Annotated in this window: 13 protein-coding genes; all 13 read left to right on the forward strand. The window is 29.6% G+C overall.

The window, feature by feature from the left end:
* Positions 1-148: 148 nt before the first annotated feature.
* Positions 149-619 (forward strand): IS200/IS605 family transposase, encoded by a 471-nt coding sequence (gene tnpA, locus WKT17_RS08215; RefSeq protein WP_340272358.1) that lies wholly within the window; start codon positions 149-151, stop codon positions 617-619.
* A 1377-nt stretch (positions 620-1996) separates the two neighbouring features.
* Positions 1997-3001: a S8 family serine peptidase gene (locus tag WKT17_RS08220; RefSeq protein ID WP_117500932.1), complete on the forward strand. Its 1005-nt coding sequence runs from the start codon at positions 1997-1999 to the stop codon at positions 2999-3001.
* A gap of 12 nt (positions 3002-3013) precedes the next feature.
* A complete protein-coding gene (locus WKT17_RS08225) occupies positions 3014-4168 on the forward strand; it encodes a radical SAM/SPASM domain-containing protein (RefSeq protein WP_117500933.1) in 1155 nt (384 codons plus the stop codon).
* Positions 4149-5447 (forward strand): radical SAM/SPASM domain-containing protein, encoded by a 1299-nt coding sequence (locus WKT17_RS08230; RefSeq protein ID WP_117500934.1) that lies wholly within the window; start codon positions 4149-4151, stop codon positions 5445-5447. Before WKT17_RS08225 ends, WKT17_RS08230 begins: the two co-directional genes overlap by 20 nt.
* Complete coding sequence (locus tag WKT17_RS08235; protein WP_117500935.1) at positions 5428-7086, forward strand: ABC transporter ATP-binding protein; 1659 nt, start codon at positions 5428-5430, stop codon at positions 7084-7086. The genes WKT17_RS08230 and WKT17_RS08235 overlap by 20 nt, the downstream gene beginning before the upstream one ends.
* A 2-nt stretch (positions 7087-7088) precedes the next feature.
* Positions 7089-8252, forward strand: coding sequence for a radical SAM/SPASM domain-containing protein (locus WKT17_RS08240; RefSeq protein WP_117500936.1), 1164 nt, complete (start codon positions 7089-7091; stop codon positions 8250-8252).
* Positions 8253-8390: 138 nt separating this feature from the next.
* Positions 8391-8546, forward strand: coding sequence for a hypothetical protein (locus WKT17_RS08245; RefSeq protein ID WP_158547687.1), 156 nt, complete (start codon positions 8391-8393; stop codon positions 8544-8546).
* A gap of 30 nt (positions 8547-8576) precedes the next feature.
* Complete coding sequence (locus WKT17_RS08250; protein ID WP_158547688.1) at positions 8577-8735, forward strand: hypothetical protein; 159 nt, start codon at positions 8577-8579, stop codon at positions 8733-8735.
* A gap of 34 nt (positions 8736-8769) precedes the next feature.
* Entirely contained in the window at positions 8770-8928 is a 159-nt protein-coding gene (locus tag WKT17_RS08255) for a hypothetical protein (protein ID WP_165854657.1), read from the forward strand.
* Positions 8929-8962: 34 nt separating this feature from the next.
* Positions 8963-9121 carry a hypothetical protein gene (locus WKT17_RS08260; protein ID WP_165854657.1) on the forward strand — a complete coding sequence of 53 codons (159 nt, stop codon included), beginning with the start codon at positions 8963-8965 and terminating at the stop codon, positions 9119-9121.
* 283 nt (positions 9122-9404) lie between these two features.
* Complete coding sequence (locus WKT17_RS08265) at positions 9405-10067, forward strand: ABC transporter ATP-binding protein (RefSeq protein WP_117500937.1); 663 nt, start codon at positions 9405-9407, stop codon at positions 10065-10067.
* Positions 10068-10165: 98 nt separating this feature from the next.
* Positions 10166-11965, forward strand: coding sequence for an ABC transporter permease (locus WKT17_RS08270; protein WP_158547689.1), 1800 nt, complete (start codon positions 10166-10168; stop codon positions 11963-11965).
* Between the two features lie 311 nt (positions 11966-12276).
* Positions 12277-12516, forward strand: a complete 240-nt coding sequence (locus WKT17_RS08275) for a hypothetical protein (protein ID WP_117500939.1) — start codon at positions 12277-12279, stop codon at positions 12514-12516.
* The last annotated feature ends 28 nt before the right edge of the window (positions 12517-12544 follow it).

The raw sequence follows: 12544 nt of genomic DNA on the forward strand, positions 1-12544 counted from the left end.
GCTGATCCGAAAAACGGAGCTTTGGAAAACAAATAAACCACCTGCTATGCAGGTGAGTCAGCATTGCTTCAGCTTACAGAAAAAAACCTCCGGTGGTATAATTAATGTAGGTTCGCCAACCGCACTAATATACACAGGAGGTATCCATATGGATAATAATAGTTTATCACATACAAAGTGGAATTGTAAGTATCATATTGTTTTTGCACCAAAATATAGAAGAAAAGTAGCATATGGAAAAATTAAACAGGATATAGCAGATATTTTGAGTATGTTATGCAAAAGAAAAGGTGTAAAAATTGTTGAAGCAGAGATATGTCCAGATCATGTACACATGTTAGTAGAAATTCCGCCAAGCATAAGTGTATTGTATTTTGTAGGGTACTTAAAAGGAAAGAGTACATTAATGATATTCGAAAGACATGCAAATCTGAAGTACAAATATGGAAACAGACATTTCTGGTGTCGCGGATATTATGTAGATACGGTAGGGAAAAATGCAAAGAAAATACAGGAATATATAGCAAATCAGTTACAGGATGATCTGGAATATGATCAAATGACACTGAAAGAGTATATTGACCCGTTTACGGGTGAGCCAGTAAAACGTAACAAATAAAGATAAGCCCGAAAGGGCTTTGTAGGTAAATGATGTTGCGCTTGGCGAACCTATTTCGATGAGTCTTTAGACTCCAGTGCCGGTAATAGACCCTTATAGGGTCAAAGCAAACCACCGGCTAAGCCGGTGGTCGTGATTTAGTCTGGTTTTTCTCATGCTTGTAATAATCTGTATATTTTTTCAGCACCCTTTAAAATTTATCAAATATCTGTAGTGTTTTGTTTTCCATAGCACATCTCATTCTTCATCATTTCAAAGAAGGTCTTTATGATACAGTTATTGTAGAGGTTCTCTTTCGTTGACATGGCCTGGATGATTCCATAATCTTTAAGAGTATTTCTAAAGTAAGCATGCTGATACTGAGCCTTGGCTCGAGCTATACCGAGTTCGCTATAATAAGTATTGTTCTGAAGAAAATATTGAACTAAGGGTGTAATATTGATGCTTGTTTCGTGGGGAAACTAAAAGAAGAGAAGAAAGATTATTCTTCTTAGGTTTCTCTTCCTTTAATCTCATTTTGTGCATTAGGTGTTGAATTCTCTTTTGATTTACTCTATAGACACGATTATAAATTTTCTATGTTTCCTTTGTATTCCGTATCGTTTTTTATAGCGATTAAAATATACCTTCGATTTTTTCTGATAATTCCTGAAGATTTACGGTATCAGAATTACTGGTCCATAGTAACAGATCAATCTTGTCATGTCTACTGCTTTTTGCAGATGATTTAATTTCCACCCTTTTCCCTAAGTTCTTTGACAAATGCTGCTTTTTCCCTTTGAGTTGCGCGGTCCATCTTTCTTTCTATTGAGATGCGTTTTTTTTATTCCTCAATTCTTAGTATTGACGTTTTCATTCTCGACTTTGAGTCATATTAGTTCTAGTGTGTTTTTAGGCATGCTGTTCTTTTTTGCTGTTGGATTCTAGAATTTTCAGTTAATAATTGAATACTAAGAGCAAAATTAAGAATGTGAGAAAAATAAGTAGAGCAAGTATGGTTCAAGATGGTAAGAAAGCATGGAGTCGGATGCCTAGGGGGAACACTTCTCGGAAATCTAGGATCCGACTATTTGATATGAGCATGAGATAATTTGATTTCAGGGGATGGGAAACAGTGCCTAGATCTTAAGAAATCGTGAAAGATGCAGGAAGGGCAATAAGGAAAATATATCATTCAATTAGGTATCAATGATTTATATATAGGCAAAAATGAACACGACGGTACACTTATTACTGAACTAACGTAAACAAAAATATTAAATGAAACGATTATTCATGTTATACGGCCTTTTATTCTATTATTAAGTATTAGCTTAAGATAGAGATATAATAATTTCAACGAAAAGAAATTTAATACTAAATTATAAGAGGAAAAAAATGATCAAAATAGGGATTATTGATACAGAAATTAGAACAGACCAAATAATATTTGATAAAACTCATTTTTGTAATGCAGATTATAAAACTTCTGTACTTCATGGAACGGAAGTTGCAAACGTATTGTTATCATTAAATCCTTACTTAGATATTACAGCAATACCGATTTTAGATTCCAATATTAAGGGAAATGCTATTGACTTAATAACTGCTATAGAAAAATGTATAGATCAAAAAGTTGATTTTATTAATTTAAGCTTAGGATATGCATCAAATAATGAAAGTATTATAAGTATGCTGCATGAGATATGTCTTGAAGCTAAACGTAATAATATTTTAATTGTCGCAGCTAAAGCCAACGAAAAGAATAAGATGGCTTATCCGGCAGAATTTTCAGAGATTATATCGGTTGATAATGATATAAGGCAAAAAGCATATTGCAGCGTTAATAAGAATGAAGTTATATTCAATTTTAATGTTTTGTATTTGTGGGAAAAGGAAATAAAAATAAGAGAAGGTAACAGTTATCTTGTCCCGTATTTAATAGGGATTCTCGCAAATTTGTATAAAGAAGGTGGAGATAAACAAGAACTTATTTCTAATCTGAAGGGAATATTGAAAGAGGAAAATATGAAAAAAATAGTAGTCGAGTCTATAAGCAATAGATTTGCTGTTACTATAAACAAACAGGTTTTATATGTGGTTTGTGGTTTGATGAGTGAAAATGATTATAACATTATTAATTATCTAAAAACCATTGCAAAATCAGTGGAAATTTGTACAGATGATAATGTGCAAACGGTATTATCAAAAGAAAAAATTATCTTTTGGGGATTAGGTGATTATGTAGAAAGTATTACAAATATAAATAAGGTTAGGCAAGTCATCAAGCAATGCTATTTATGTGGGAATGATATTATTACTGTTTTACCTTATTTTAATATTTGGGAGAGGTATCAGATTACAAAGGATCACAGTAACAGATTGGTGAGTATTTACAATTAAGGAGTAGAGGTCATGGAATGTACTTTATTGTTGGCAGAAGGATGTAATTTAGAATGTAAATATTGTTACGAAGGCGAAAAAAAATGTTCATCTATAATGAATGAAAAAACGGTAGAAGATACAATTAATTTTATCTGTAATTTGGCACATGAGGATGAAGAGATAGATTTAATGCTTCTAGGGGGAGAACCATTACTTAACAAGAAAGCATTTTATAAAATCACAAATCTTGTATCAGAAAAATATCCAAAGAAAAAATTTAATATTGAAATGACTACAAATGCTACTTTATTAGATAAGAGTGTGTTAGATACTATATTTACTACAGGAATAGAATTATCTATTAGCATTGATGGGGATCGAAGAACAAATGATCTTAACCGAAAAAGTAAATCTGGAAAAGATTATTATAAATATATTATTAGCCAGATTAAGTATTTGATAAGAAATAATAAGAAATTTAATGTAAGAATGACAGTTACTGATAATAACGTTAAATATTTAATGGATAATATACGATTTTTTTCAAAAATGGGAGTGAAACGTATTTATATAGGATTAGACGAATTTACATCTTGGTCCGAAAATAGTATGCAATTACTAGATTCAGAAATGACAAAACTAGATCAGTTTTATCTAGAAAACATCGTTGAAGACCCTAATAAAGTGATTAATCTTTATGATTTTAAGATATCGACTTTTATTGCAAAAAGAGAAGTTTGCTTTTGCTCTGCTGGAACTGAAAACCATTTTGTAGTTGACTGTAAAGGGAATATTTATCCCTGCAATTATGTGGCGGGAGATCCAGAATGGGAAATTGGAAATATTTATTCTGGAATTAGTCACGAAAAATTTATTTCGCTCATAAGAAAGCATTTAAAAGAAACTTGTAGTATTTGTGACTGCAAAATAGATTTTTCCTGTAGCGGAAAAAGATGTGGATTTAAAAATTATAGCTTAACTGGTTATTTGAATCAAGTAAGTAAAGCAACCTGCAGATTAGAACAAATACTATATCGACATAATTGTATAGTATTTACTAGTATGTTTCGTAATAAAATATTTCGTTTTATGAAAGTGTATGATTTTGCAAAAACTCACAAAATTGAAGTTAGCGATTTTATTAAAAAGTTAGAAGAAGGTGAAGATGATGAGACAAATTTTTAGATATATTTCAAATGGAAAAGTAATTCTACTAAATTCAGATAATATGAATTGGGTTAGGATGCCTTTAGAAGTGTATGAAGGAGAAAGTAAAGATAAGGATAAATTTTATAGAAAACTTATCGAAACATTTGATTTTAATAGTAAATCTGTAAGCCAGGATATAGGAACATTACATATTATTACAACAAAAAAATGTAATTTAAATTGTGATTTTTGTGCTGCAAATTCTGGACCAGATGTTACTACAGAAGACGAGCTGTCAGTTGAGAAAATCATAAACGATACACAAAAGTTTATTGATAAGTTAAAACCATCTTTAAAAAAGGTAGTTATTAGTGGAGGCGAACCATTAGTAAAGAAGAATATAGAAAAATTAGTAGAAAAGATGGCTGAGTCAATAGGAAAAGAAAATATTGTATTCCAAACCAATGGACTTCTTTTATCAAAAAAACTTATAGACTGTTTAGTAGAAAGGGTCGGTGTTATAGAAATCAGCATTGAGAATTTGTTTTGTAATGAACGCCAATATAAAAAAATGGTTCCTTTATTTGAACAGTTAAAAACAAAAAAAGTTAAACTTTCTTTTTCGTATGTATTAACGCCTTATAATATGAAATATCTTGAAGAAGCATTAAATATGGCGGCACAATATAATGCATTTTTCCAACTTAGAATTGTTGCTCCTGTGGGGAGAGGGAAAAATTTTTCAATTAAAGTATTGGATCAAATTAAGTTGTATCAGCGTGCAGTACAATTTGTACTTGATAAAAAATATGAGGATAAGAATTTTATTAATGCACTCACCTTTAACTTAAGTCCCAAAAAACATTGTGGGGCTGTTGATGATTTGCTGACAATAGCACCGGACGGAAATGTTTATATGTGTCCTAATTTAACAAGCGAAAAGTTTGTTTTGGGAAATATTAAAGAAGATGTGAATATTGTTTTAGAGCGATATGAAGAAAAGAAAAAAAATGCTGGAATAAAAAGTTTGTTTTATGTAAATCAAATCCCAAAATGCAAGATTTGCCCTTATAAATATTTTTGTTGTGGAGAGTGTGCAGCTAATTGTGTTAATGATAAAGGCGAAAGAGTAGAGAGTATTGACTGTAGTTTACAAAAAGTACTTATTTACTATGAAATGTTCGTTAAAAAGGATAACTATAAAAATAACTTTTTTGAACTAAACGAATATTTAAAATATGTAGTTAATAATTTCGAGCAGATTTGTGAATCTGATTATTTTAGTGAGGATATTGATGTTAAATGTAGAATATAAGAACGTAATTAAAAAATATGTTCTAAAAGAAAAAAAATTATTGTCTTTTATCTTTATTGTTAGTATTGTTTCTAGCGTACTTGCTTTAATGACGCCTAGGATTACACAAGAAATTATTGATAAATCATTACCTAATAAGGAAAAAGAACTATTTATTATTCATATTACAATTTTGTTTTTGGCATATATATTTACTATTATATGCTCTGTTTTAGGCAATTATTTATCAAATAAAATTACTGAGAATATTAAGATGAGTTTACGGATAGATATGTTGAAAAGCATTACAAAAGCTAAATATGAAACAATAAAGCATGAAGGGTTAGGAAATGTACTTTCAAAGTATGAAAATGAAATTGAAATTATTGCATCTAATACAGGAGAGGCTTTAGTGCAACTAGTTTCAAACATTCTTTCCTTGTTATTAACTTGTTTAGCAATATACTTGATTAGTTGGAAAGTGTTTATTTTTACGGGAATCGTAATCTTTTTGTATTTGATAAATAATCATTTTTGGGGAGAAAAAGTTAACATACTTTCAGAAAAATATATGAAGACGAATGCAAAGACAATAGATTATTTTTCGGATATATACAATAATATTTTAAACGTAAAAATTTATAATCTATACAGAAAGATTAATAAAAAATTTAGAAATGTATATGCACAACAGTATAAAGCTGATATTAGTTTAGAACTGACATATAATTTGAATATATACATAGGAGCTTTACTTGTATATTTATTAATTGTAATTGTTTGGTTTGTTGGAGGAAATTTATATTTTTCAAATAATTTTAGTATTGGTTTAATTATTACATTAACAAGTTACCAGGCAATGCTCATAACACCAATTAATAATATTAGTAGTTTCTTCAATGGCTATAAAGAAACTTTAGTCGCAATAGATCGTTTTTACAGTGTGATTAATTTACCTAAGGAAGTGGAAAACTCAAAAAAGACACTGAAAAAAATAGATTCTATTAGGTGGAATAATGTCGAGTTTTATTATGAGAATTCTAAAAATCCTGTTTTAAAGACTGGAAATTTTAGCGTTTGTTGCGGAGATGTTATAGGTTTGATTGGTAACAGTGGAGGTGGAAAGTCAACTATTACTAAAATATTACTAAGGTTAGTGGATAAAAGTGGTGGTTATATAGAGGTAAATAATCAACAAATTGAAGATTTCTCTATAACAGATATAAGGAGGCATATAGCATATGTTCCTCAAGATTCACTATTTTTTAAAGAATCAATAAAAGAAAACTTATTTTTAAATCAGGAGAGAGATGAAGATGAGTTTCTCTATTTATGTAAAAAATTACAGATAGATACATATATAAATGAATTACCTGGTGGGTGGAATACAGAATTACAAACAAATGGTAATAACTTATCCGGAGGACAAAAAAAACGATTAGACATAATTAGGGCGATATTAACAGGAGCTGATGTAATTGTTTTTGATGAACCGACGGCATCGCTAGATAATAGCAGTAGAGAGGCATTTTATGAGTTAGTAAATTCTATGAAAAATAATAAAATTATTTTTATAATCTCTCATAATCCAGATGAAATGAAATATTTTAGTAAAATATTTTGGGTTACAGAGGGCACGATTAAAGAAAGGATATTTTAAAAATGATTACAATGACGTTAGAGATAAATAAGAAATGCAATTTAGCATGTGATTATTGTTATGTTGGTGATAAAACCAATAAGACAATGGATGATAGGATCGCATATCGAAGCGTGGAGTTTGCTATTGAACGGATAAAGTGTGAAAACCATAGGAATAGGATAATAAAAATTAATTTTCTTGGTGGAGAGCCTTTGCTTGATTTCGACAAAGTAAAAAATATAGTTTATTACTGTGAAGCTAATAGCAAAGAGAATCAAATTAAATTTTTATATACTATAACAACAAATGGGACGATTTTAGATTTATCAATTATAGAGTTTTTAATAAAATACAAATTTTCGTTAAAGGTCAGCTTGGATGGAAATGAGAACGTTAATGACTTATCACGAAAAATGGTAAATGGCGCAGGATCCTATAAATATGTCATAAAAAATTTAGACTATTTAAAGTATTTTGAGTTGAAAACAGGAAGAGCTGTTCAAGCATCAGCTGTAATTACAAAAAATAATTATACTCATCATTTGGAAACTATAAAACATTTTCACGAAGACTTAGGATTTTTGGATATTGATGCTGGCATTAATACAGATACCAAATGGAATAAAGAAGAACTTAATTGTTTGTTTAAAATATACAGAAAGGTTCTGGAGTATTATATAACTTGTTATCACCATAATAATTACTTTATGTGGCGCTATATAGAAAATGCCTTTGACAGTTATACAGATATCTCAAAAAGAGTATTTTCTTGTGGTGCTGGTATTATAAGCTTTTATATAAATGTAGAAGGTGAAATGTTTTTATGTCCAAGTTTGTTAGATCAGCAATATAGCTTAGGCAATGTATTTGATGGATTTTCTGAGTTTGGGACTTTACTTAGAGAGAAATTAAAAGATATTAAGTATATTGATAATTCCAAATGTTTATCATGTAAAGAGTATGAAAATTGTAAAAGTAAAGGTTGCTTTGCAGCAAGCTTACATGAGAATAATGATATTCATTGTCCGGATGATTTCTCATGTCTATATACTAAGATGGCAAACCAATTGGTGAGGGATAATTTGGAAGAACTTGAGGAAATTGAAAAGAATGCAAAGATTTTAGGACCAATGCCATATTATATAAACGGTGTAATTCATCCGATTAGAAATGTAGCATATTGAGGAATTTGGATTAAATTTTAGGAATTATTTCAACAATAATGTTGATTAATTTAGAAATAATTTAAAGGAGGCGATGCCCTTGGGCGGTTGAACTTTATTGTAAATCAATACAAATTTTAATGAAATGGAGAGAAAAAAATGAATAGTAGAAAAGGGGAAAAATTAGTCAGTAAAGAAACTATATTTGATGAAAAAATTGAAGGCTATAAAAAATGTGGAAGTACAGACAAAAAATTCGATTGCAAAAAAGACTGCCTAATATCTCATAATGCAGTATTGTCTTACATCAATTAGAACTTAAAAAAACAAATAAGGAGAATAAAAATGAAAGAGGTCAATAAGGTAACTGTAAAAAGTGAAAGAGTAAAGTGCTTTGATGAAAAAATTGAAGGCTACAAAAAATGCGGAAGTACAGATAAAAAATTTGATTGCAAAAAAGACTGCATAATATCTTATAATGCGGTACTGTCCTATATTAATTAGAGTCTTTAAAATACATAAGAAAAGGAGAATAAAAATGAAAGAAATTAATAAGGTAACTGTAAAAAGTGAAAGAGTAAAGTGTTTTGATGAAAAAATCGAGGGTTATAAAAAATGTGGAAGTACAGACAAAAAATTTGACTGTAAAAAAGACTGTTTAATATCTCATAATGCGGTACTGTCCTATATTAATTAGAGTCTTTAAAATACATAAGAAAAGGAGAATAAAAATGAAAGAAATTAATAAGGTAACTGTAAAAAGTGAAAGAGTAAAGTGTTTTGATGAAAAAATTGAAGGTTACAAAAAATGCGGAAGTACAGACAAAAAATTTGACTGTAAAAAAGACTGTTTAATATCTCATAATGCGGTACTGTCCTATATTAATTAAATAGGGCAGGCGGTGACTTATTTATATATAGGGACGGGATGATTCTGTTAGTATTAGTTGATGTATAAATGATATTATATTTAGAAATCATTCTCATTAGGGAATAAATAGAAGTTTATCGTAAAAGGGAGATAATTGAAAGATACTCCCTTTTATGATAAAAAGGCTTACTGAGGAATATTTTGGAAAGAATATAATTTGGAATGATTAATTATACAAATGTGGTATTTTAAAAATTTTACTAAAAAGAATATGTTTCATTGGCGGAAAAAGGAGAAAAATTATGGCTGTTTTGCAAGTGAAAGATTTAAAAAAATATTATGGTAACAAACCTAATATTATTAAAGCACTAGATGGAGTATCTCTTACTGTTGAAAAGGGCGAATTTATTGCTGTGGTAGGACCATCGGGAAGTGGAAAATCAACATTACTACATATGATAGGAGGATTAGATACTCCTTCTTCAGGAAACATTATAATTGAGAAACAAAATTTGAGAGGAAATAATGATGACTTAACAATCTTTAGACGTAGACACATTGGATTTATATTTCAGAATTATAATTTAGTTCCGATACTCAATGTTTATAACAATATTGTCCTACCTCTTCATCTGGATGGGAGGCAGGTTGATCAGCAGTTTTTGGATGAAGTATTAACGTATTTAGAATTAGAAGATAAAAAAGACAGAATGCCGAATAGCTTATCTGGCGGTCAGCAGCAAAGAGTTGCTATCGCAAGAGCATTGATAACTAAACCGTCGGTAATTTTAGCTGACGAACCAACTGGAAATTTAGATTCAGAAACTAGTAAAAAAGTACTTCAATTATTAAGGGAAACTAGTAAAAAATATGATCAGACAATTATTATGATAACACATGATTTAGAAATGGCGAAACAGGCTGACAGAATAGTAAAGATTATTGATGGAAAAATCATAGCGTGATAGGAAATGTATATAAGATAATTATTTGAGTATAGATGCGGCAATTAGAGATGACTGCTAAAATAGAGTGTTTTAGCAACAGAAGGGAGAGTAGTATTGTGAAGAGTCTTGAAAAAAGCACCATAAAGCTTATTTCGAAAAATAATATGGTTCAAAATTCTTTGAAAAATAGGCTGGTTAGTGTGATAATTTTTGCGGCCACCTGTTTATTGAGTTTCACAATGATATTTTTGTGTAATACTTATTTCGATATGCATAGTATTTCTGGGACTACAAGTCAGGTGCTTGTTGTTATGTTTACGATTGTGCTTGTCATTAGCATTGCAACAGGAGTTTCAATCAGAAGTATAGTATATATATCAGCTGTAGAGAAAATAAATGATTATGCTAGATTGAAAATGATAGGAGCAACAAAGGAACAACTGAAAAATATAATTACTTATGAAAAACATACTTTATTAAAGAGGTGTTTACCGCCAGCTGTTATTCTATCCATTATCATTGGAATAATTCTGCCAGGGAAATTTTATGGGATATCATGCATTACAATTTTTATTTCCGTAGGATTTATTATTGTGCTAGTTACAGGAGCTTATGAAAAACCTGTTCGTGTATTATCTGTAGTTTCTCCAATAGAAGCAGTTCGTTGCACGGAAAACTTAAGAATGTTACGCAAAGATAAAAAGAGAGAATTTCTTTCTCCATTTAAACTTGCAATTAAATATGCGACATCTGTGCCAAAACAGTTTATTAGATCCATTTTGTCTTTAACATTAAGTGGCGTATTAATGTTTAGCATATTTAGTGTGATGCAGTCAATAGATGTAGAAGAGTTGGCTAGCTATACTTTTCATGAAAACAGTGACTATATTTTATCATTGAATTCGGATTTATTAAGCGAAGAAGATAATTATAGTTATAATGAACTGATGAAGAATAGCCCCTTGACAAATGAACTCTTTCAAAAAATTCAGAATATGAGTGAAGTAAAGGAAATCTATCGATTAAAAATTTTAGATTGTGAAATTGTAAATGAGAACACAGAAGAAGTAACAGATATCGAAGGTATAGAAAGCATTATTAACGAAAAAGAGTTTGCTAATCAATTGATTGAAGGGACAATGCCTCAAAAGAAAGCAGAGACTGATACAATGCCTATTGTAATTAATTTGGCCTCAGATGCTTATATCGATTCTCAATTGAGTCTTCAAGTTGGAGATTCTATTTTAGCTAAAATTGATACAGGAAATAGAATACAAGAAACTCATTTGAAAGTAAGTGGTATAATTAATGATCCAAATTCTACAAATGCTATATATACTAATGAAGGGTATCTTGAACAAATAACAGATATGAACCCAGATGTTAATTGGTATATATGTACTGGCAAGAGTGATATAGAACAAAAATTGTATGATATAGTAGCAACTGATAATAGAATAAGCTTATCTTCCAAGAAAGATACGATTCAACAATATTCAGATTATTTTTATAATTTTACAATGGCGATAATGGCTTTTGTTTTTATTATTTCGATTTTTTCATTTCTCAATACCTTTAATTTATGTGTATCGAATATCGTAGAAAGAAAAAAAGAGTATGCAATGCTAGAAGCAATAGGTATGACTCCAAAACAATTAAAGAAAATGCAGAGCGTGGAATGTTCTTTGTATCTTTTTAGTGGGTTTATTGGTAGTTGTATTTTGGGGATTCCGGTTGGGATTATACTATGTAATAAAATTGCTGAATTGTCAGGTATATTTTATATTCACTATAAATTTCCTGTATATTTTTTGATTTTTTATCTGGGATTTCTTTTGATAATACGGTTGGCAATGACAAAATATCAGAATTCCATTATTTTTAAGAATTCAATAATTAATCGGATACGTGAATGAGAATATGATAGATTGAAAAGCTGATTAACTTAAAGGTTTCGTGGAAAATCTATAGAGCGTATCAATCTTCACTTAGGGAGATTGAAAGAACGAACATTGGAACTACATCATAAATAAAAACGTAGATATAATTATTAGGGTATTGGTTGATTTTAATGATTTATTTTGTGGTTGAAATAAATGATCCCGTAATGGTTGATTTAGTTAGTCGCTAACAAAAGTTTATAGAAGCTTTTAAGTCACACACTTTGGTATACTTTTTACATTTATTGGCAGATGTGAGTATTGTCAAAATAGAAAGAGAAGTGAGAATGGGGTATAGATTGCTGGTAGAGAATTCTGACGAAATACAATTTGACATCGATTATCGGGAAGATACCATAATCAGAAATGTACCATTCTATGTGGGGATTTTTAATGAATATGGAAATATAGAAGAGTTTATAGAGACTAGCACTCAACTTGCATTTAACGATCTCATAAAACAGATGGATATACAAGTTGGAAAGAAGGCTAGGAATAGGCTAAAAAGGGTTATAATAGTTATATGAAGATGAACTCTAGGCAGAAAAAGAGTAT

Origin of the sequence: Blautia sp. HCN-20427, assembly GCF_037890365.1 — a bacterium.
Lineage (GTDB): Bacteria > Bacillota > Clostridia > Lachnospirales > Lachnospiraceae > Blautia.